At 59.1% G+C, this 20992-nt stretch carries 17 protein-coding genes and 6 pseudogenes; 14 read left to right on the forward strand and 9 right to left on the reverse strand.

The window, feature by feature from the left end; all coding sequences use genetic code 11:
* The first annotated feature begins 562 nt into the window (after positions 1-562).
* Both EN869_RS07180 and EN869_RS07185 read left to right on the forward strand, forming a co-directional pair.
* Positions 563-1018 carry a transposase gene (locus EN869_RS07180; RefSeq protein WP_281015810.1) on the forward strand — a complete coding sequence of 152 codons (456 nt, stop codon included), beginning with the start codon at positions 563-565 and terminating at the stop codon, positions 1016-1018.
* 98 nt (positions 1019-1116) lie between these two features.
* The gene (locus EN869_RS07185; protein WP_126097374.1) at positions 1117-1590 is read left to right on the forward strand and encodes a hypothetical protein; all 474 of its coding nucleotides are present in this window, start codon (positions 1117-1119) and stop codon (positions 1588-1590) included.
* 403 nt (positions 1591-1993) lie between these two features.
* Here the strand turns inward: EN869_RS07185 and EN869_RS07190 are convergent, their stop codons facing one another.
* From EN869_RS07190 to EN869_RS07210, 6 genes and pseudogenes are all read right to left on the reverse strand, one after another.
* Positions 1994-2623 carry a hypothetical protein gene (locus tag EN869_RS07190; protein ID WP_126097373.1) on the reverse strand — a complete coding sequence of 210 codons (630 nt, stop codon included), beginning with the start codon at positions 2621-2623 and terminating at the stop codon, positions 1994-1996.
* Positions 2624-2815: 192 nt separating this feature from the next.
* Positions 2816-3126: pseudogene (locus EN869_RS35010) on the reverse strand (ATP-binding protein); the annotation flags it as partial.
* Between the two features lie 10 nt (positions 3127-3136).
* Positions 3137-3670: pseudogene (locus EN869_RS35015) on the reverse strand (IS21 family transposase); the annotation flags it as partial.
* A gap of 54 nt (positions 3671-3724) precedes the next feature.
* Positions 3725-3910, reverse strand: a complete 186-nt coding sequence (locus tag EN869_RS35020; protein ID WP_245460175.1) for a hypothetical protein — start codon at positions 3908-3910, stop codon at positions 3725-3727.
* Positions 3911-5110: 1200 nt separating this feature from the next.
* Positions 5111-6427 carry a HipA domain-containing protein gene (locus tag EN869_RS07205; protein ID WP_126063913.1) on the reverse strand — a complete coding sequence of 439 codons (1317 nt, stop codon included), beginning with the start codon at positions 6425-6427 and terminating at the stop codon, positions 5111-5113.
* Positions 6417-6755 carry a helix-turn-helix transcriptional regulator gene (locus tag EN869_RS07210; RefSeq protein WP_167509389.1) on the reverse strand — a complete coding sequence of 113 codons (339 nt, stop codon included), beginning with the start codon at positions 6753-6755 and terminating at the stop codon, positions 6417-6419. Before EN869_RS07210 ends, EN869_RS07205 begins: the two co-directional genes overlap by 11 nt.
* A gap of 604 nt (positions 6756-7359) precedes the next feature.
* On the opposite strand from EN869_RS07210, the pseudogene EN869_RS35640 reads away from it, so the two are divergent.
* The 4 genes and pseudogenes from EN869_RS35640 to EN869_RS07225 form a co-directional block, all read left to right on the forward strand.
* Positions 7360-7416, forward strand: a pseudogene (locus tag EN869_RS35640) (hypothetical protein); the annotation flags it as partial.
* A 49-nt stretch (positions 7417-7465) separates the two neighbouring features.
* Positions 7466-8017, forward strand: a complete 552-nt coding sequence (locus tag EN869_RS35645) for an insulinase family protein (protein WP_335930839.1) — start codon at positions 7466-7468, stop codon at positions 8015-8017.
* A gap of 269 nt (positions 8018-8286) precedes the next feature.
* A pseudogene (locus tag EN869_RS07220) lies at positions 8287-8912 on the forward strand (type II toxin-antitoxin system HipA family toxin); the annotation flags it as partial.
* A pseudogene (locus tag EN869_RS07225) lies at positions 8903-9802 on the forward strand (aldehyde dehydrogenase family protein); the annotation flags it as partial. The pseudogenes EN869_RS07220 and EN869_RS07225, both read left to right, overlap by 10 nt.
* Here the strand turns inward: EN869_RS07225 and EN869_RS07230 are convergent.
* Positions 9799-10120: pseudogene (locus EN869_RS07230) on the reverse strand (hypothetical protein); the annotation flags it as partial. The pseudogenes EN869_RS07225 and EN869_RS07230 sit on opposite strands and share 4 nt — an antisense overlap.
* A 331-nt stretch (positions 10121-10451) precedes the next feature.
* Between EN869_RS07230 and EN869_RS07240 the strand changes: the two are divergent.
* Together EN869_RS07240 and EN869_RS07245 are read left to right on the forward strand one after the other, a co-directional pair.
* Positions 10452-10727, forward strand: a complete 276-nt coding sequence (locus EN869_RS07240) for a hypothetical protein (protein ID WP_126097371.1) — start codon at positions 10452-10454, stop codon at positions 10725-10727.
* 110 nt (positions 10728-10837) lie between these two features.
* Positions 10838-12031 carry a TlpA disulfide reductase family protein gene (locus EN869_RS07245; RefSeq protein ID WP_245458614.1) on the forward strand — a complete coding sequence of 398 codons (1194 nt, stop codon included), beginning with the start codon at positions 10838-10840 and terminating at the stop codon, positions 12029-12031.
* Between the two features lie 719 nt (positions 12032-12750).
* On the opposite strand, the gene EN869_RS35025 is transcribed toward EN869_RS07245, so the two are convergent.
* Both EN869_RS35025 and EN869_RS07255 read right to left on the reverse strand, forming a co-directional pair.
* Positions 12751-13068 carry a hypothetical protein gene (locus tag EN869_RS35025; protein ID WP_245458613.1) on the reverse strand — a complete coding sequence of 106 codons (318 nt, stop codon included), beginning with the start codon at positions 13066-13068 and terminating at the stop codon, positions 12751-12753.
* A gap of 453 nt (positions 13069-13521) precedes the next feature.
* Entirely contained in the window at positions 13522-14196 is a 675-nt protein-coding gene (locus EN869_RS07255; protein ID WP_126097369.1) for a hypothetical protein, read from the reverse strand.
* Positions 14197-14336: 140 nt separating this feature from the next.
* Between EN869_RS07255 and EN869_RS07260 the strand changes: the two genes are divergently transcribed.
* The 6 genes from EN869_RS07260 (at position 14337) to EN869_RS07285 (ending at position 20989) form a co-directional block, all read left to right on the forward strand.
* Positions 14337-15446 (forward strand): XRE family transcriptional regulator, encoded by a 1110-nt coding sequence (locus EN869_RS07260; protein WP_126097368.1) that lies wholly within the window; start codon positions 14337-14339, stop codon positions 15444-15446.
* 29 nt (positions 15447-15475) lie between these two features.
* On the forward strand, positions 15476-15793 hold the full coding sequence (locus tag EN869_RS07265) for a hypothetical protein (RefSeq protein WP_126097367.1): 318 nt from the start codon (positions 15476-15478) through the stop codon (positions 15791-15793).
* Positions 15794-16127: 334 nt separating this feature from the next.
* Positions 16128-16550, forward strand: a complete 423-nt coding sequence (locus tag EN869_RS07270; protein ID WP_126097366.1) for a hypothetical protein — start codon at positions 16128-16130, stop codon at positions 16548-16550.
* A 6-nt stretch (positions 16551-16556) separates the two neighbouring features.
* On the forward strand, positions 16557-17333 hold the full coding sequence (locus EN869_RS07275) for a hypothetical protein (protein ID WP_126097365.1): 777 nt from the start codon (positions 16557-16559) through the stop codon (positions 17331-17333).
* A 365-nt stretch (positions 17334-17698) separates the two neighbouring features.
* Entirely contained in the window at positions 17699-18613 is a 915-nt protein-coding gene (locus EN869_RS07280; RefSeq protein ID WP_126097364.1) for a hypothetical protein, read from the forward strand.
* 213 nt (positions 18614-18826) lie between these two features.
* Positions 18827-20989, forward strand: coding sequence for a prolyl oligopeptidase family serine peptidase (locus EN869_RS07285; protein WP_126097363.1), 2163 nt, complete (start codon positions 18827-18829; stop codon positions 20987-20989).
* Positions 20990-20992 lie beyond the last annotated feature (3 nt).

Here is a 20992-nt window from a genome sequence, read left to right on the forward strand (position 1 = left end):
CGTATGATCTTTCATCCCGCCAATCGGCCTGATCCGCGCCAGTCAGGAGATTCATGACTGACATCCCCTGCCCGCGCCTGCGTGCGTCGAAACATTATGCCACTTCGCAAAGCATCGGCGAAGGCAGCAGACGTCGAAGACCCCGTTTCGTTGAAGCGTCAGCCATCGCCACTGTCGGCGACAGAAGATGTGCCCAAATTGCCACCAGACCGTCGAACTGGCACAGCGACGGCCAGCGCGACCTGGAATTGATCCCGTAACGGTCATCGGCTCCTGCGTCGCGATCCAGACGTCCCTTGAAGGCGCAGTAGCGCGGCAGTGGATCGCACGCTGCTTGTCGGCAAGTTGTCGTAGCGGCGGCGCCATAGGCACGGTCATCGGAGGGTCTCCTGCGGCAAGTTTTCGCCATTGGAGGCCAATCTCCCCGCTAGGGCAGCCTGTGCAGTTGCACAGGTGAAGCGGATCAATCAGGGGGAGCCATGGCGGAAACTGGATGATGGCGGCTTGAGGAGAGCGGCGTATCGAGGCGGGTGATGAAGCCTGCCAGTACCTCTCAAGGAGAGTGATACGCCATGAACGAGACTATCAACACATTGTTCGCCTTCGTCAGCCCGACGAAATCGATGATACCCTGACGGATGTACTTCGCAGCGGCGCGCGCAAATTGCTTGCGCATGCGATCGAGATGGAGGCCGAGGCGTATGCCAAGGCGGTCGACTGCCTGACGAAAGATCAGAATGCGTCGCTGGCGCTCTACGATTTCCCCGCCGAACACTGGGATCATCTGCGAACGTCCAATCCCATCGAAAGCGTCTTTGCAACCGTTCGCTATCGCACGGTTCGCACCAAGGGCTCGCTATCCTCGAAAACCGCCCAGCTGATGGTCTTCAAGCTGTTGGCCGCGGCCAGGAAGTGGCGACGATTGAAAGGACAAAATCAGTTGCCGAAACTCATCGCAGGTGCCAGGTTCCTGGACGGAATCCAGGTCATCGAAACGAAGCCGCAGAGCGCCGCTTGATCAGCCTCGTCGCCCAAATTCCAGCATAGCTCCATCGGAACTGCCAGCCTTCCTTGCCGATCAGGCGCATATCAGCGCTGACGATACCGAGGACGGCGATGGCGATCACCTCCAGGCCGCCGAGTAACGACCCTCAAAACACCGCACTGGTCGAGGCCAGCCTGAACCGGTATCTTGTGCCTGCCCTCGGGAGTCGCTCTATCCACCATGTGATCGACACCGACATTGCTAACATCACCAAGAAGATCGTCGCCGGGGGTCACCCGCAAAGGGCTAACACGGCCTTCTGGTATATGCGGGCATTTTCAACTGGTATCGCAAACCGCCGCAACGGCTCATCGCGGTTTCCCGCGAGGGTTTGGAAAATTAGGTATCCGGCCCCGATCGTCAAGCGCAAGCGAGTGGTGAACGATGCCGAACTGGCGGCTATATGGACGGGCTGTGAGCCCGAACCGGGCGATATCGGCTATTCGTTCGGCTCCATCGTCAAGCTGCTCATGCTGACCGGACAGAGGCGTACGGAAGTTGCCGCGATGCATTGGTCTGAACTCAACCTTGAAGCCGGAACATGAGAACTATCGGGTGACCGCACGAAGAACGAAGAGCCTACGCTTATTCCGCTGTCCACACTGGCGGTGTCGGTCCCCCAGTCGGCACCGAAGACTAATGACACGTTTGTTTTCCCTGCCAGGGTCAACAAAAAAAGCCACTTCTCAGGCTACGCGAAGGGCAAGAAGGCTCGAGACGGCAAGGTCAATGTTGACGGGGTGGCTTTGGAGAACGGGACCCTTCACGATCTGCGCAGGACGCTCGCGACAAATCTCGGCAGGCGGCAGGTATTGCCACACGTCATCGAGCACATAGTGAACACAAGGCGTCGTCCCTGAGACATTGGCGAAATCTACAATCTCTTTAGCAACGTCAAGGAGAGGCGCGAGGTGTTGCAGATGTGGTCAAATCACATCGAATGGCTGATCAAGCAGGCTGCGGATGACGCTCTGGCGGCGTAGCTGCTGGCATGGGCGGAAGATGCGGCGCAACAATCGTCAGAGCCTCATCGAATTGGAGATCATGCTTGACCAGCAAATGCGCGGCCAATGCTTCGATGGCTGACCAGTGATCGAGTACTAGCCGGGCCGTGCGATCTTCGATCCGCCTCCAACGGGGGCGGCGCGGCATCAGGAACCGCAACTCACCATAGATTCGCTTGGCATCCGCGTAGTCGCTGCTCCCGTCATTCCCATCGGACGCATTCATCGCCATATCGCGCGGGTCCAGATAGCCTTCGAATGCGGATTCTGCAAAAGGACCTGCCAGACACGCAACTATCTCTTGGATCGCACAATCGCGTTTCAAATATCGATCCATATCGTCCTCGAAAATCGGCTTTCGCTTCGAGGTGACTCCTTGCGCTGAATAAAAACCCGCGCCTTCGACAACACCACCGCACTCTCCGTCACCGGCGTCGGGGTAAATACTAACACTTGAGAAAGCAGGGAGTTCACGGTCGTCGTCGAACACCTGACGGTGCAAAACGATGGCGGCCACCGCGTGCCCGGCTTCGTGATGCGCCACAAGCGGCAGATATTGGGAGGCTACATTCATGCGGTGCGGCTCTCAGGTCTAGTTTGCTTTTGCGCATAGGACCGCAATTGTCGTGCCAACTGGGAAAATCGTTTCGGGCAATGCGATCGCTCCGATAGCGTTGTGCCTCCTGTCTGACATTGTTGGGAAGTCGACACGCGCCCGTCGCAATGCGGTCGACCTTCCGCGCGAGTTGGGTGACCCGTGAAGGCGGCCGACCAGGACGATGTTGCGCTGATCGGCGACGAAGGCGCCGCCGGGCGAGATCGCGCATCAGGGGGTGACCGGCGTGTCGGCGAAGTCGAAGTCGTCGATGTCCTTGGCCAGCGGCAACTTGGCGACAGCGAACTGGTATTTGATGGAGCGGGCCTGCTTCTCCGATATCTCGGCCTGCAAGAGATCACCGACAATCCTGGGCTCGTGCCGTCGCTTGATGGCGACGCGCCCATGATCTCGTCATAGGCTCTGCGCATTCCGTAGAGCTTCAGCGCTCCCATCAGTTCCAGTACCTCGGTGCGTTCCATGGCTGTTTGTCCTCCTGAGACTGTCATAGCGGGCGCAGTCGGCGACCGCTCGTGAGCTAGCTTCAGCGCCTGGGGAATGGAAAGGATCGTGCCCGGCGCCGGATCGCGGCTGCGGGCCAGGATGTTGAGGATCACCGGCGCCGACGATGCACCGTGCTCGATGGCTTCCTGACAGGCGGCCTCGACCGCGCTCAATCCGTCGGTCAGCACCCAGGTGAGGATCAACACCATCTGCCGGTCGACGTCATCAACCGCCTTGAGCTGCGCCGCACCTTCTCCATTGCCGACCGCAGGACCCAGCTAAGGAACGGCGCGCGCCGTGTGCCAGGGATCGTAGACGACCTCGTTGCGGCCAAAGGAGCGAACGTGTTCTCCCACGACCACGCCATCCTCTGGCGGATGCGATCCGATCGACATAAGCATGGATCTCGACGGGCCGACCGACGGCACTCGACAGCACCGAGTATTTGTTGTTGTCGAAGCGCACCGTGCAGGTCTTCGACACCGACGGGGGAATGCAATGGAAGCCGTCGAAGCGACCGGCAGCCGCTCCCGCTGCGGCTTGGCCGCATTCGCCGACAGCAGCCGGTCCCGCGTCTCACGCCAGGCTCCCATGCGGGGAGGGCTGGTGCTTGCGCTCGTAGCGGAACTCCGTCTGCTCAGAACGCAGGACCTTGCGCACCACCTTGCGCGAGATCTTCAGCTCACGGCAGATCGCCTTGATCGACTTCCCCTGGACCAGCGACAGCCGACGTATCTTTGCAATCGTCTCTAAAACCAACATCCAAAACACAAATGCCTCCGATCAAGCCGGAGGCATCTTGATGACCCCATCGTTAAAGGGTCCCGTTTGGACGAAAATCACCCTTTAAACAGGGTCCCCATTCCACGAAAAATCAATGCACTACCTTCCAAAGCTGCGAGAGATCGCCACCGACCGCTTTGAAGGGCCTTTCGGCGGTCTCGTCAGCGAGGTTGTGGCATGAAGAAACATCAATCCACAGCATTGGGCCGAAGCATGCCACGGGCTCATGCCGCGGGAGAGCGGGAAGATATTCTTGAAAGAAGCGGTCTCCGACATCAATACCGACAGGATGGGCAGCTTTCTCACATCACTTGAGGTCGAGCGTGGCAGTTGCGACCCGCAATGCAAGGCTGGCGGCGATGCATGCCTTTGCGCGGTTCCTGATTTCGGAGCACCCCGAATATTAGGATACGCTGCAACTGGTGGTGACACTTCCCTTCAAGAGAGCGCGTGGGTGGCACCTGTCGAATATCTCGATGAGCCCGGAAATCAAGAGCGTCCTGGCGCGTATCGACCGCCGCACGCCTTCTGGACAGCGGGATTACGCTCTGTTTTCGCTGATGTTCAATACGGATGCACGAGTTCAGGGATCCTGACTCTTCGATTGTGACCTTCGTCTGGTATCGCCCTGTCCCGCCGAGCAAAGCAACGACCGCCCCACACTGCTCACCCGGTTCGGTGTTCGATACTTGCTGCGCACACATGGCTGCGGGCGAAGGAACCACCCTGGCGGAAAAAAGCATCCATCATCGCCCTTTGCGGGACACGACGGCCATCCACCTCGTCAAGGCGGGTGTTGACATCGCCACCATCAGTCGATGGCCAGGCCACTCGGGCTGAACTAACGATGCGCTACGCCCAGGCCGGTATCGATATGAAGCGGCAAGCGCTCGAACAAGTCTTCCCCGACGTGATGTCATCGGCAAAAGATCAGACGATCATCGCTTTGATGGCTGGATGTTTGGCTGGCTGCACCGCTTGTAGACGCTCAGTTATGTGGAGTTGTATCGCGGGAAGTCGCGCGTCTTGGGCTTTTGCGATGTCAGCTCCACATCTCTCCGCAGTGCACGTTGTCACTGTTGAAGAGCCGTTTGTTCAATCTTCGTCCTGGCACGGCAAGGGTTGTCCATATTGTGGGCGTCTTACGCTTGCCGAGCTTGTCCGAAATCCAGCGCCGGATCAGGCGTGAACACTGTTGCGTAGTTCGTCAGCCAGAGCGCGGAGAACGTCGGCGCTTCCTTCCAGCGCCGTAAAAGCGTAGGGATTGAGGAACTGTCGGCCCCAGAACAGATTGCGATCTGTGCCGGATAGCGTAGCTTCCTCGCTAACACGCGGCCAATTCTCCGCAATGCATCGGAGCTGGCCTTCAACAATCGCAAGAGCTTCCGGCGCGCTGAGCAGGAAGTGATGCGCGGCTTCAAGGCAGGACGCTATCCGGCTCATGCGGTTATTGCCGCTGATGAGCATGGCCTGGCTGGCCTCCTGGCCACTGCGGGCCTGCGGACAAATATCGTACGCAGGCGTGAGGGTGAGCTTAGCCCCATCCCAGAATGCCGCATGGTTGCGGGCATGATCGTCGGTGTTGCCGCAAAGTATGTTGAAGACAATGCGGCTGAATAACTCGCGCAGAGTTTCCGACGGCGCGGTGAATCGGTGGCGAATGATCTCCGCCAAATCCTGGTAGCTGGCGTAACGCGCCATCATCTCATCGAGCGCGAGCATCGTCAGCGCTGAGACCATGGATTTGCGTTGCCAGCCGCCCGTGACCTTGATCCGGTCGAATCGCTCGACGAGCAACACGTCGTTGCCTGCGGCGCGAACGAGCGAGACGGATGCCGCTCTGATGCCGCACAAGGCGGCAAGCCGCATGGCTATGAATTCTCCTTTGACGACGCTGTAAAGGTCGGCAGACGAGGAAAATTTCGCGACATGCTTGACGGCGTCATCCTCGATCAGCGCCTTTGGCCTTGCGCCGCCGATCGAGCTGCCGTGATGCAGCGCCTGATCTAATTCGGGGGTGAGCGGAATACCTTTCTCTACCCGCTCCGCCGATTGGACAAGCTCTTCGAGAGTGGCATTGGCCAGTGCGCGCGGCTCGTAATTCGTGGGCGAAAACTGAAAATCGAGCGCGCCGATGCGGTCCGAGCCTGATTCCAGCAGGAACGTCAGTTCTGAAATATCGAGCCGCGCGATTTCATCGCCCTTCACACCGAATTTGCGGTTTAGGATAACCCGTCGTCCCCAGGCATCGGGGGCAGCATCGCGGATGCATCCCGGCATGGTTAGGCCAGGAAGCAAAGGCAATTCGCCTGCCTTCAGGGGCAGTTCCGGGAGATAAAGCGGGATCGCGCTGCCCAGTTCACGAAAGCTCCTGCCATAGTTGAAGCTGACGAGTCCGTCATGGGCATATAGCCGCCCGGCGACAACCGGCGCGGTCTCGCCCGGCAGCCAGACCCAGACATAGGCTTCGTCGTACTTGGGGACCTTAGAACTCATCGACGATCTGCTTGCCGGCCTTGTAGACGTGCTTCGGCAGCAGCGCGATGCGACCGTCAATGCGGCCTGTGAGGGCTGTGATGCCATTGCCGTCGGCATCGAACAGCTTCACACCGACAATGGCAGCAGCTTCGAACATCAGTCCGATTTCGACTTTGGGATCGCCCTTCTCGATGCGCTGCAGGGTGCTGCGTGAAACACCGATTCTCTCGGCTAACTCCTGTGCGGTTAATCGGTGCTGCATCCGGCCCAGCCGGATGGTCTTACCGAAAAGGCCAAGCGCTTCCATCGCGTAGCGCGAATAGGTGCGTTTATGCGCTGCCGTCATTCGGGTCTCCGTGACCTATGCATGATCCATATCACCATCTTTCGACCTTTATATAGGTAATGTCGCAGAGCGACTGCCAAAGTCAAGACTCCGTATCGTATGACTCAATCCCCCTGATTCGACTTTATATGCAGCAAGAGTTCGCATCACGGCTACGTTCGGAAAGCCAGGTAGAATGCGACGGGAGACGCAAGCGTTACACGTCCGAACAAGGAAGGCGAATATTGCCTACGGCTCCTGCACAACCGGCCAGCTCTGCGCGCCTCGGGCGAGGCGGAGATCTGGCGCTGGATCGCGGACAGCCTTGAGACGCCTCGCATGAGTCATTCGATGGGCGGTCCCTGGTGCGAGGCCGAGGCGCTCGACTACTGGCCGACATCCTCGGCGGCGGGACTCGCAGCCGGCTATACCAGCACTTTTCGACCGCATACGCGCCCAGCTTCTCTCCGAAATCATTGCCAATGAGCGCGAACCTCACGCGATCGCCGAGCTGGCCTGGCGGCGCGGAATCTACGGCGTATTCGAGACCGCCCAAGGGAGCCTGACCAGCGTAACGCCCTCCGATCTAAGCGCCTTCCACAAAGCCGCTTTCGCCCGCGACGGGCTGCATGTGGCGGTCGTAGGCGACATAGATGCCAAAGCCCTGAGAGCAAGGCTCGACCAGCTGTTCGGCGATTTGCCTCAGAAACAGGCGCTCGCCCCCGTACCTGATGTCACCCCGAAGCGCCGAGCGGACGCAGGTCGCATACGCCCTCCACCAGACTTCGCTCCAGCTGGCCTTTCCCGCCATTGGACGCAACGACCCGGAATTCTACGCGGGACAGCTGATGAACGATATAGTCGGAGGCTCACGATTTACCTCACGTCTGTTCCAGGAAGTGCGCGAAAAGCGCGGCCTTGCCTACGGTGTCTCGTCCAGCTTGGAAGGCTACCAGCATTCCAACATGCTTGTCGTGACGACGTCGACGCGCGCCGACAGGGCGGCCGAGACGCTCGACCTGATAACACAACCAATCAACGAGCTGGTGGACACAGGCCCAACAGCGGCCGAACTCGAAGCGAGCAAGAAGTATCTGATCGGCGCCTATGCTATCGACAATCTGGGTTCCTCCAGGTCGATTTCCGCCACGCTTGTCGGGTTGCAGCTCGACAAACTCGGCATGGACTACATCCAGCGCCGCCCGGCCCTCATCGAGCAGGTGATCCTCGACCAGGCAGGGCGGCGGCGAAGAAGCTGCTTTCGGCCGGGCGTTGGCCCGTGACAGCGAATAATCCCACGCTCTACAATAGCTGAAGGACTCGCCGAACTACGTGTGGCTGATCCGATTATGGTGTGGCAGAATGAACGCCTTGAGACTGCCTGCGCGCCCTCGCAGACCAGGTTCTCTCCCGTGATTCGATTTCCCGCCCCGAAGAATGCCGTCGTTCCGAGAAAGTATTCTAACTTTTGCGTATACCAAATACGGGAAAGTTAGAAACTCTTGAATATGATGATTATGCTAGCTTTCCCGTATCTCAGGGAACTTTAGAAATGGCCCTTCACCTCGTTGTGAAAACATCGATAAAACCCGCAGCCACTATCAGGCTGAAACGGGCAAGCTCGTCCAGTTAATGCGCGGCATCTATCTCGATGCCGGGGAGGATATCGAGGCCATGATACTCAAGCACGCCATCGCCAAATACCTGTATCCCAACGCTTACCTCTCGGCGGCGAGCGCTGTGCTTCTCGGCCCGACCCGGGATGGCCGCCTGTTCCTGAGCGGGCGACGAATACAGCGCACGCGCTTGCGCTTGCTGGAAATCATTCAGAACGCAGCTCCCGACCACCCATCAGTCGCTCAAGCGGTTGTCGATGATGGAATGGGAGAATTCCGGATCGACGTCTCCTCGATGCGCCAGCGCTTCCTCGAAGCTTTCCGCCTGCGCAGCGAACACGCGGCATCCATCGGCGAGACGATGCGCGAGGCAATCGCGAACCGCCTCATAGAACAATACGGCAGCGCCCAGGGCGCTGCCGACGCGACATGGGCGCTTGCCGGCGCGAACCAGCGGTATCGCGAGGGCGAGCACGCCGAGCGCTTTTTCCTCCGCCCTCCACTGACCACAGAACCCGCACGCAACGAAGCCGCGCTCGATCTGATCGTGGCGTGGCACGGCTAGGTGCAATGTTTGCCCTCGCGCAGCAAGCCGGCTTTTCCTGACGTCGTCGTCAACCTGGGTCTATGCGACCGAAGGTGGTCGCGTGGGGCCGCGAACTCTGCTCCAATGCCAAGGTCCGAAAGATCAGCTTTACAGGCTCCACCGCGGTTGGCCGACTGCTCATGCGCCAGCGCTCGGACCAGATCAAGAAGGTCAGCCTCGAGCTCGGCGGCAATGCGCCCTTCATCGTCTTCGATGACGCGGATATTGACGCTGCGGTTGACGGCGCGATCCAGGCGAAGTTCCGCAATGCCGGCCAGACTTGCGCGTTTCATCGAACCGGCTTTACGTCCAATCGAGCGTTCACGATGAGTTCGTCGAGAAGTTCGTGGAGAAAGTCCGGCACTTATCGGTTGGCGACGGCTTCGCTCCGGGAGTGGACGTCGGACCACTCATCGACATGCATGCTTTGGCCAAGATCGAGTCCCACATCGCAGATGCCGTTGCCAAAGGTGGGATAATTCGATGCGCGGCCGAACATATCGGCAAGGATGGCACCTTTTTCAAACCCACAGTCTTCACCGAGATCTCCAGCATCATGGCGGTTGCGCAAGAGGAGACTTTCGGGCCGTTGGCGCCGATCATCCGCTTCCACGATGCGGATCAGGTCATCTGTGAGGCAAACGACACGATTACGGGCTCGCCGCCTATTTCCATGCCTCGAACCTGAGGCGTGTCTGGCGCGTGGCCGAGGCATTGGATGGCATGATTGGCATCAATACGGGCGTATGTCTTCGGAAGCGGCGCCCTTTGGCGGCTTGAAGCAGTCCGGCATCGGGCGGGAGGGTTCCCGCCACGGGCTCGAAGACTACCTCGGAATGAAGTACCTCTGCATGGGTGGAATCTAAATGACGTCGCCCCGAGTTTCTCCAGTTTTGGGTTCGTTTCCGGCGTGGGTTGTGCGCTGCTGGGCGGGTGAAGCGACGGGCGCTGGCGCGGAACCTTTCGCATAGCGCAGCGCGAGCGACCGTCGCGGGTTGAAGGTGGTGGCGAACTCGGCCGATGTCTGCCAGGCGATTTGGGAGTGCGGCCGCGCGGTGTTGCAGTCGGCGCGCCACAGGCGATAGCGATGCTTGCCATGCGCATGGAATGCCATTCGACCGGTTCTGATCCGCGCAGGAGAGGATGGCGTTCGAGATGAACTCGCTGGCATTGTCACTGACCAGTGATGAGCCGGTTCAATTCCCGGGCAACCAAGTGCCCTCGACCGTGCTGAATAGCGCGCCTTTGCCATACCGGCGGATTAGCGCGGCCGACCTTACTTCGGCATGATGCGAGCAATTTCTGCACCAGGCGCGCGACGTATGCCACTCCCTCAGATCGCCCAGCGATACGTCTGGGCCTGCATGTTTGCTGCCTTCTGCGATGGCTTGCCGACACTTTCGGCTCGCCGGGTGTGATGATCTTCTTCTGCGTCTTTCCCTCTCGGCGATATTGCCGTTCGGCCGTCCCGACCAAGGCCAAACCTCGGGCCGTTTTCCCGTTCCCGGGTAGAGCTTGAACGTCTCGTCGATGATGTCTCTGGCGTGCTGCGAGCTCAACGCCGAGGCGCTTGGCATCGATGCATGGCGCGACATGATTGCGGCGGTGTCGCACGGGTTCGACGGTTTGGGCTTCAGGATCGTGCGGATGGGCCACGCTTTTCTGGCGGCGCGAAACACGGGCAATGCGCGTTCAAAACCTGACAAAGGCAGAAATTTGTCAGGTTCAATCCAACCGCCATCCGGGCACTACGGAGGTTTTTCAAAGCATATTCATGCACTTGCGCGCTGAGCCCGCTGGCATGGACCTTGCAACGCTTGCAGCAGGACGGTATGCAATGGAGCAGACGAGGATGTTCTCTCCCCTGAACCGTGTGCCGTCTCTGAGAGGGAAATAAGCTCGTGCAGAAAATCTCACAACCTTTGACAACGGCTTTGGAGAACAACGTGGTGTTGCAGATCGAGTCCCCGGCTCCTTCGATTCAAGCGGAAACCTGGCTGCGTGGCGAGCCCCTCACCAGCTTCGAGCCTGGCAAAGTGTACATCGTCGAATTTTGGGCAACTTGGTGCGGTTCGTGTGTGGACGGGATGCCCCATCTGATGCAGCTGCAGGAGAAATACAGGGAAAGCGGCGTTGAGATCGTAGGAGTCGCGGCTAGTGAACGCGCTCCAACGGCCGATGAGGCCCGAAGCACGTTGGACGCTTGGTTGACGGAAAAGTTCCCGAATCTGAACTATCGGATCGCATTCGACTCGACAGGCGAAATGGACAAGCTTTGGATGGAGCCCAGCTTTTCTTTCTGGATTCCCACCAGTTTCGTGGTCGACCGAGACGGCTGCATCGCCTTTATTGGTGCACCGACGGAACTCGATGAGGTCTTGCCGAAGGTGCTTAACGGCAGCTGGCGCACCAGCGATAAAGCAAAATCCGCCGATGCGGAGCGGATCGCGGAAGGCGAACCCATAGCGCGCGAACAAGCGCTGAAGAAGCCGATCAATGACAGATATCGGGCGGCGGTGGAGAAAAAGAATTGGAGGACGGCGCTCTCGGCGATCGAAGAAGGCATCGCCTTGATGCCGGACAACCTCGGTTTCCGCCGTTCTCATGTGAATCTGTTGCTTCACAAAATGAAGGACATGCAGGTCGGCTTGCCCGTCATGCGCCAATTCGTTCGCGACGCGATCAACAGAAACTCCGAGAATTGGATGGTTGCGGCGTTAGACGAGCTCTTCTTTCCGAACTATGACCATTCGCACTTTCCGTCTGCTGAGCGCTTGGCGATGGGAAAACAGCTGTCCGAACACATCCTGGCACTGAATCCCCCGGAAAGCGACAAACGTAAGCTCCTGCCCTATCGTTTGGCAGCCCTCTACTATCACGAGAGCGGCAACAAAGATCGGGCGATCGAGTTGATCGAACTGGCACTGAAGTCGCAGGGCGGTCCGGAGCTTATCCGGGACGAAGATGAACAGCGCGAAATATCCCATTTGCTGCAGTTCCTGGCCTACTTCAAGGGTGAGAAGGTTTGTTACGGCGCTCTGTGTGCGGTTCCAAACAATGGCCGATTCGACAGCTGGTATACCGTTTGCGGCTGACCGCCAGCTTATGTGAGGGACAGAACTGGCCGGGCGGACAGCTCTTGATGCGAACGGCGCAAACCCCGCCCGGCTTGCGAAATCACCTGGGCCGCTCTTTTGGACCTAAGTCCGAAGGACTGCGGCCTTGTACGATGCCCGCCTTTGTTTAGGCGGGCTATGAGCTGAGCTACGGGTTTTGCCCGCTACTAACCGTTCGCCAGCCTGGCGCAGGTGCCTCTCAACACCTCCACCACACCAAGGTTTCATGCCGGTAGCGAATTCGATCTTGGCGGCATGGCCATTAAGCACATGGGAGGGCCTCGCTGGCGGCATGCCTGTGATCTGGTACTGCAGCCCACGCTTGCCTCCGCCAGCGGTTCGATGAGGCAGCCTGTCGCACAATTGATATCAGGACTTCAATGCCGGAACACCGGACCCACCCTCAATTCAATAAATGAGGTGTCGCGTACCACGGTTGGCTGCTTGATCCAGGCAATTCAGGCCGCCGTCATCCTCAATGAGGTGACCTCGACCAGAGCCTCGGCCTTGAATGGCATGATGCAGGTGCATGGGATGGCGGCCACCGTCATTTTCGTCGATCCGAACGGAATTTCTTGCAACCGGTTTGCGGCTTTATCCAACACGCAAGGGCCGCGCTGTCGACAGTCTCCCAACGCACCAAAAAGGCAACTGTGCAGAGCAAGCCTTCTATCCATCAATCTCCCTTTTGAAAATCATCATATCTGTGACCAACACTGCGATATTTTTCGCGGCGGAAGGAGCCAGGCACAGTCATTTCCATGCGCAACAGCATTTCTAAGTTTCTCAGCTCGCCGGAACACGTCGGCGGCCGATGTCGCGCTCCGGGGGAGCTCTATTCCTTTTCGAACAACATCAGATTTGTCGCAGAACTGAGTGAATAGGATCTCGTCCACAAATCCATCATCACTCTTCGCATCGGCGATCACTTGAGAAATCTTCTTTCTTCTTTCGGCGCTAAGCTTCTCCAGCCAGCGGCCCGGCGTTTCGAAGCGTCTCCTTATCGCATCCGCCATGGACGCTGCTCGCACTGGCAATTTCTGCATGTCTGAAATGCTGACGAGACCTTCGGTCTGGCGTCAGGAAACAACTAGCCGACACGGCCTTTGGTCGGCGTCTCGGATGAAGTCTAGAATGCTTGCGTCGGCTCCAACCAACGTCTCTTCTGGAGCGGAAACACGCTCAGAGATTTTTCCACTCGGCGGTGTCGCGTCGAAGAAGCGTTCTGCAAAAGAATAGTCCCCCGAAACCGCCGTCATGAACCACAGGGACATAGCTGTGACGAATTGATATTTCGCGTAGTTACATCGGAAACCGACTCGCAAGTCATAAGATGAGCTCTAGTGTCATTATCATTCCAACCGTAAGGCCTCCCTGTAGCGTGCCAATTTCCGGACTTACGTCGGCGAGTTCTTGATAATCGTTTTTTCCGCACGAAACTTAAGGTCCCATAGGAGAAGGCGAGGAAATCAATGCACGGTAGCAACGACGAGCCTGTCTCTCGAGAAATTGTAGAAGCGAGAATCAATTCTGAGTTCCACGTTTGAAGGCCGATTCCCAGTGCAGCGTCTGGACCCGGAGGCGTCTAGGAATCCAACAGCGGCATTCAACCAGAACCGAAATTCACCCACGTCGAAATGCGCAATGTTCGAGCGTATGGTCTCAGCGGCATGCTTTTCATGGACCCGCGCCAGCTTGCAGATTGTCATTGCCAGCATGATTGGCTGGCTGTTAGCCCGCTCCCACAGGAAGTCGTCGTCTAGAAATGCTGCTTCGTCAGCATCCGAAAACTCGAATCCACTACTGTCCCGTACCTCGGCAAGATTTTCATAGGGATGACTGTGGAAATCACCGATGAGCGTCAAGTGTGGTGCCCATCGATCCATCAGTTCGCTCTTCAGGCGGACAGCCTGATTGTTGGGCTTCACGCTGTTCCGTGATCGCTCGGCTGAAATGCTGAGACTCATAAGATCGACATGGAAATGGGTCGTTCCTTTCGAGTCCTCGCGACTGAAGCCCCAAAGATACCCCAGCGTTTCCAGCTTTGTTCGGCGCGGACGACCATCTCCGAGAACATAGGCTTCCAGTGTGGCAAGCGTAATAGTGTGACGAGCTGCATCAGAAAGGGAAATGGTGAAATTCATCGTGCGTTACCTGAAGGTGCCTCCGATTCGTTTCCGATCAACGGCCAGCCACGATCCTCACGGGGGCTTTGCTGGTCCAAATCGCGACATATCCTTGCATTTCAAAATTCGCAAGATTATAGCGATTGCGGAGGTGCGACATGTCGACTCCCACCATCAGCATCCGTTTGAAAGCGCTGCGCAGACAGCGCAACCTCTCGCAGGAGGAGGCCGCGCGTCTGTTCGGCTTCAAGGACCGCCAGACCATTTCCGCCATCGAGACGGGCGAGCGGCGACTTTCGGCCGAGGAACTCGTTCGCGCCGTCGAAATCTTTCGCGTTCCGCTGGACTTTTTCACCGATCCGTTTCTGCTCGTCGGCGAAGGTAAGTTCTCCTGGCGTCAGAACGGCGTCATCGGTCGTGCCCTACTGGGTTACGAAGAAGACGCGGGCCGCGTGATCGCGGCATTCCGTACGCTCGCGCCACAAGTGGGCAGGGAAGCTCCGCTGCTGAGGTGCTCGCTCGGTCTTTCAAAAGAATCCAGCTACGAGGATGCATCGGCTGCGGGCGACCGGTTCGCCGGCGAATATAAGCTAGGAAACGTGCCTGCCGCTCGCCTCGCCGAGGTCATGGAGCGGGATCTCGGAATGCTGGTCCTGATGGTTGATCCGATCGAAGGCGTGTCGGGCGCCGCCTGCCGCCTGCCGGAACTGGATGTCGTGTTGATCAATCGCCGCGAGGTTGCGGGTCGTCGCCATTTCGACCTCGCTCACGAGCTTTTCCACATCCTCACCTGGGACGCGATGCCGCCGGATCATGTCGAAGATGTCGTGCCCAAGAAACGTAGCCGGGTCGAGCAACTCGCCGACAATTTCGCCTCGGCTCTCCTCATGCCTTCAACTGTGCTTGGCAAGGTTGGCGATTGGTCCGAATTGGCAGGCGACGAACTCATCGTACGGCTGAACGCGGTCGCAGATGAATTGAGGGTCACGGCTTCCGCATTGCGCTGGCGGCTGGTCGGCCTTGACTGGATCGACAAGGATATTGGCAGGGGTATCGCCGAAGATCGCCTTCGCAACAACGGCCGTAGCAAGCCCGCCGAAGAGCCGCTGCTTCCGCTGTTCTCCCCGACGTTCGTCGAGGTGATCGGCAAGGCTGTCAATGAGGGTCGTGTGGCGATGAGGCGCGTATTGCACCTGCTCGGCATCTCGATCGACGATCTTGCGGACCTCTTTGCAGTTCACAGCGTGGAAGCGCCATACGAGTTGTAGGCGGGTGAATGCCGCGGCACCGAAGTTCGTTGCTGGTCGATACCAACGTCATCATCGAGTGCTGGCGTGTGTCGGCATGGAAGGCGCTGACGAGCGGGTACCCGGTGGAGACGGTCGAGATGTGTGAGATCGAAACCCAGACAGGGCTCCAGAGGCGGCGGCCCGAACAGCAGATCGAAGCTAATGTTCTGAGAGAGACACTTAAAGCCGTACATCCGGTCAGCGACATTGAACGCGCGAGCGCGCTATTGCGTGACGACCATATGCGCTTTCTGGACGCCGGAGAGCAGATGCTCTGGACACACCATCACGCGCAGCGACGCTTGGCTCCTTTGCGGTCCGGATAAGGCGAGTCTTCGCGTTGGGCTGCGCCTCGGCTTGCGCGACAGACTGGTCTCGTTGGAGCGGCTCCTCGCCGATATCGGCCATCGTCCGAAGGTCCTGTTAAAGATGCCTATACCCAAAAATGGCTCGACCAGACGCTGCGCAGCTTTACCTTGAGAGACCGACACCATGACGAATTCGCTCGAGGTACGAAACAAGCTGATCGACATCCTCCGCCGCGACCTAGTCGGCCCGAATCCTGACCTTGATCAGAATCTCGCACGCGAAGTTTGACCGAGAAGCAATCGCTGGGACGCCGGGGGCTTTATCGTTCCCGCCTACGACGGTGTTGCGCCTGTGATACCTGACGGCGAGGAAACCATCGAAGAAACCGCCGACGACCTTCTCGCCAGTGAGATGCTGGACTCCGCTGTCGAGGGGGAGGTCGAGGAGAAGGATTCGACTGACCAACCACCGCGGGACAGGTTTCTTCCGTCGTCGATAGGGTTGACGGTGGTTCTTCCGCAAACGGTGAGTCAAGTCACGCTGCGCGCAACATGGGGGAACTATAAGACGGAGCCCCCATTGCCCGATGCGCTCCTCATTCCCGAACTGTCGGGAAAGGGCAAGCCAAAGCCAGAAAAGCCCGAGAACCTCCGTTGGGTTCGGGTTCCCGGCGAAGCCGCGATCGTCCTCGACGTCACTCGGAACCAGTCCGGAATCCTGCTGCCGGAAAGCGCTGACTCAGAGGCCGGGCGGCGGCATCGAAGTCGCCGTTGACACCGTGTGCTCCGTCAAAAGACTCCGGAGGGGGCTGAAGAGCGTCTGCGCGTCATCACCGTCTTCTTGGTAAACCGTCGACGGAGCACAAAGGCTCCGTACAAGGACGTGGCCTACGCGTTCCAGACCCGGATCGAGCTCGAATGTGCGGATGGATTTTATCCGCGCAGCGACCTGTCCACCTACCAGTCCGATGATTTCGACCTTAGGCTGGGCGATCTCCATTATCGCGATGTCCGCGAATATGCCGTTGGTCGCAACACATCTGCAGGCTGGCAAGAACGGCTTGACGCGACGAACGATCCGCTCCCCGTGACGCGTGTTTGGACCGATTTCCTTCCGCAGCAGGAGGTGGAACGTGTCGTCCCGGCAAGGAGCGATGGCGTCGAGTTCGGCATGGAGGCTCTCGCTCGGGCTGCCGTTTCCGGAGCCGAAGCGGTCAGTGCAGCCTTGGATTCACTGCCTGAACTTTACGCCGAGTGGCGGCGGAGTCAGGAAGGACTGATGACAGGGCTTGCGCCGAGACGGCTAAAGACGGGCCAGGCGCTTCTGGAAAATGTTGACACCGCCGGCAGCAGGATTCGCGATGGGATAGATCTCCTTAAGCGTGATACGATGGCGCGTGAAGCATTCGGCCTGATGAATACGGCGATGGCGATGGCCAACCGCCGGCGCGAGGCAGAAGAAGCTGCCGGGCGATGTAGACCCGCCAACATGGCGGCCGTTCCAGCTAGCCTTCGTCCTCCTCAATCTCGTTGGCGTGACCGACCGAAACAGTGGTGAGCGCGAGATCGTCGACCTGCTTTTTTTCCGACCGGCGGCGGCAAGACGGAAGCATATCTTGGACTTGCCGCCTATGCGATTGTGCCGAGGCGGCTCCGCGGATCTGGCGTGCTGGGTGCGGGCATCAGCGTCATCATGCGCTACACGTTACGCCTGCTCACGCCGCTGGTCTCGTCTGCGCGCTCGAACTCCTGCGGACCCATGATGACAATGGCCGGAAGACGCTTGGCGAATGGCCGATCGAGATTGGACTCTGGGTGGGCGGCGCAGCCTCACCGAACAATCCAGCCGCGAAATTCTTCCGGCAAGGACGCCGCGACGACCTGGCTGAAGCGGTACCAGAGCAGACCTAAGACGAAACCCCGGTGCCACTGAAGGCATGTCCCTGGTGTGGTGAGCCCTTCAAGCCAGAGAGCTTCCACTTCACGCCCAACAGGACAGCTCCGCAGAATCTAGTGCTCAAATGCGAGAACGCCGAATGCGACTTCACGCGGGATCGACACCTGCCGGTGCTCGTGGTGGACGAGCCAATTTACCGCCGTCTTCCCGCATTTCTCATCGCCACGGTGGACAAATTTGCCTCCCTTCCATGGATTGGCAAGAGCGGCGCATTCTTTGGACACGTAGATCGGCATGATCCGGACAAGGGGTTCTTCGGCGCGTCTGAGCCAGGCGAAGGTCGCCCCTTCGGAAACGGGCATCGGCTCGATCCGCCGGATCTTGTCATCCAGGACGAACTGCACCTGATCTCTGGCCCGCTTGGAACGGCGGCCGCACTCTACGAAACAGCGATCGACCTGCTGTCGTCGCGGCCGGGTCTTCATGGACTCATTCGTCCAAAAATCGTCGCCTCGACCGCGACCGTCCGAAGGGCGGAGAAACAGATCGCAGCCTTGTTCGATCGTTCGGAGACGGCCGTATTTCCGCCACCCGGCATCCACCGTACCGACAGCTTCTTCGCCAGCACTGTGCCATCGGCACGAGAGCCAGCCCGCCTCTACGTCGGTGTGGCGAGTCAGGGTCGCGGGCTTAAACTCCTCTTTCTTCGGAGCATGCAGACCCTGCTGGCAGGCGCGCAGGCATTGACTTCCAGCCCGACGCAAGAAGGGGAAGATGCCGCCGATCCGTATCTGACAGTGCTCACGTATTTCAATGCGCTTCGCGAGCTTGGGGGCGCTCGTCTGCTCGAATTCTGCACGGTGTCACCGACTGGCGCCGGAGTTGACCCGGGATTAGGAGGAGCACTCGTTGTCGGATTCTCGACGATGTCGGACATGTGACACAACGCTTCCAGAGCGATCGCATTGTTCCGAAACGATTTTCCCAGTTGGCACGTCGGTTGCGGTCCTATGCGCAAAAGCACTGCGATGCCGCACCGACTGGAAGAACTCATCAATGATCACGCTTTTCGAACATGTGGGCGCCGCTACCAACACTGAGCGTTCCCGATCAAACGGAAGCCATTCCACTTTCATTCCTCAGGTCGTTCGGACATGAACGCATTTGATGTCCGTCCAACGCTGGATGCTCCCGACGACGATCCCTATCTCTGGCTTGAAAATGTAGAGGGCGAGCGGGCACTTGCCTGGGCCGCCGGCCAGTCGGCAAAGACCCTAAAGCACTTCGGTGGAACGCAGTTCGAGCGCGACCGCGCGGCTCTGACAGCCATTTTCGACAATCGCGACAACCTTCCCCTGATCGCGCGCCATGGTCAGTACCTCCACAATTACTGGCGAGATGCCGGAAATCCACGCGGACTGTGGCGCCGGACCACCCTTGCCGCCTACATGAAGGCGGATCCCCAATGGGAGCTACTGCTCGATCTGGATGCTCTCGCGGCTAGCGACGGAGAGGATTGGATCTGGGACGGCGCGTCCATCGAGCCGGAGAGACGGGAAAGAGCCGTTCTGCGCCTGTCGCGCGGCGGCAGCGACGCGGTCGTGCATCGCGAATTCGACCTGATCTCTCTGAGCTTTGTCGCCGACGGTTTCAATCTCCCCGAGGCCAAAGGCTACGTTAGTTGGCTGGACCCTGACACGCTTCTGCTTTCCAGTGCGCTTGGTAATGGCATGGCCACCCGCTCCGGCTATGCGCGCACCGTGCGACTGTGGAAGCGTGACGCGGATCCCCTCACCACACCGGTAATCTTCGAGGCCGGGTTCGAGAGCCTCAAGGTGTCTGGTCATTCGGACCGCACCGGCCGCAGCGAGCGCCTTTGGTTCATCGAGAAGCCGGCCTTCTTCGAGGAAATCAGCTGGATCGGCGACAGGAGCGGGCCGAGGAGGCAGATCGATCTTCCTCGTGACGCGTCGTGGCGGGTCTTCGGCGACTGGCTGGCGGTAAGGCCGCGCAAGCCGTGGACGGTGGGAGGCACCACCCATCCCGCCGACGCGCTGATCGTCATCTCGCTTTGCTCTTTCCTCGCCGGCGGACGCCGATTTGAGACCCTGTTTCAACCAGGGGAAAGGCGCTCCCTGCAGTCATTCTTCTGGAATGACGGGAAGCTCATTATCTCTTACCTCATCAATCTCGTACCGCGTTTCGAGATGTTCACTCCCGGCCACCAGGAATGGACGCGCCGAGTCCTGGACACTCTGCCCGCCGAAGGGACTGTCCACGTCTGGTCATTCGATGCGGCAGTTCACGAGGCCAATGGAGAGGTCCTGGTCTGTGCTCAGGATCCGATCACGCCGCCGCAGCTCTTGCTATTCGATCTCAATGCCGCGCCGTCTCTCAGCGCTTCAGCAATCCTGAAGCGCAGCCCGGAGAATTTCGATGCATCCGGACTGGTGGTCACGCGCCACGAGGCAGTCTCTATCGATCATGAGCTGATCCCCTATACGCAGGTTGGTCCGGCGAACGGGAACGGAGATGCTCCGATTCACCTTTCCGCTTATGGCGGGTTCGGCGTATCACTCCTGCCCTACTACAACTCCCCGCTGGGCAAGCTGTGGCTCGAGCGCGGCGGCACGTGTGTCGAGGCGAACATCCGCGGCGGCGGCGAGTTCGGCACCCGCTGGCACGAAGCCGGGCGCAGGGAGGGCAAGCGTCTCGCCCATGACGATTTCGCCGCCGTTGCCGCCGACCTCGTGCGAAGGGGCATCACCCTGCCGAGGCGGATTGCCGCCGAGGGTGGCTCAAATGGCGGCCTGCTGATCGCAAACATGCTGACCCGCTATCCTGAGCATTTCGGGGCTCTGTTCTGCACAGCACCGCTTATCGACATGCGTCGCTACACCAAGCTCTTGGCGGGCGCGAGCTGGATCGACGAATATGGCGATCCGGACAAGGTTCACGATTGGGCTTTCCTGAAGGAAATCTCCGCCTATCACGCCGCAGCGCCGGGACAGCCCTATCCGCCTATCCTGATCGCCACCACGAAACGCGACGACCGCGTCCATCCGGGCCATGCGCGCAAGATGGCCGCAAAACTGCAGGCTCTTGGCTATCCCGCTTACTTCTACGAGGCCAGCGCAGGCGGGCACGGCTGCGGCGAGGACAATCGGGAGCAAGCCGCATTCATCAGTCTAGGCACCAATTTTCTCCGCAGCGCAATCGGCTTCAACGATCACCTTCCGGAGACGGCGGAACGCGTTGCAACGCAAGTGGGGCATTTGAGGTCCATCAACAATTCATTCGAGCAGGAGACGAAATAGTGC

Origin of the sequence: Mesorhizobium sp. M2D.F.Ca.ET.226.01.1.1 (genome assembly GCF_004022705.2) — a bacterium.
GTDB lineage: Bacteria > Pseudomonadota > Alphaproteobacteria > Rhizobiales > Rhizobiaceae > Mesorhizobium.

Bases quoted from the DNA above. Each gene is read 5' to 3' on its own strand.
- EN869_RS35025 (WP_245458613.1), bottom strand. From the start codon at position 13,068: ATGGCGGATGCGATAAGGAGACGCTTCGAAACGCCGGGCCGCTGGCTG.
- EN869_RS07255 (WP_126097369.1), bottom strand. From the start codon at position 14,196: ATGAATTTCACCATTTCCCTTTCTGATGCAGCTCGTCACACTATTACG.
- EN869_RS07210 (WP_167509389.1), bottom strand. From the start codon at position 6,755: ATGACGGCAGCGCATAAACGCACCTATTCGCGCTACGCGATGGAAGCG.
- EN869_RS35020 (WP_245460175.1), bottom strand. From the start codon at position 3,910: ATGTTGGTTTTAGAGACGATTGCAAAGATACGTCGGCTGTCGCTGGTC.
- EN869_RS07285 (WP_126097363.1), top strand. From the start codon at position 18,827: ATGAACGCATTTGATGTCCGTCCAACGCTGGATGCTCCCGACGACGAT.
- EN869_RS07205 (WP_126063913.1), bottom strand. From the start codon at position 6,427: ATGAGTTCTAAGGTCCCCAAGTACGACGAAGCCTATGTCTGGGTCTGG.
- EN869_RS07260 (WP_126097368.1), top strand. From the start codon at position 14,337: ATGTCGACTCCCACCATCAGCATCCGTTTGAAAGCGCTGCGCAGACAG.
- EN869_RS35645 (WP_335930839.1), top strand. From the start codon at position 7,466: ATGTCACCCCGAAGCGCCGAGCGGACGCAGGTCGCATACGCCCTCCAC.
- EN869_RS07185 (WP_126097374.1), top strand. From the start codon at position 1,117: ATGGCGATCACCTCCAGGCCGCCGAGTAACGACCCTCAAAACACCGCA.
- EN869_RS07190 (WP_126097373.1), bottom strand. From the start codon at position 2,623: ATGAATGTAGCCTCCCAATATCTGCCGCTTGTGGCGCATCACGAAGCC.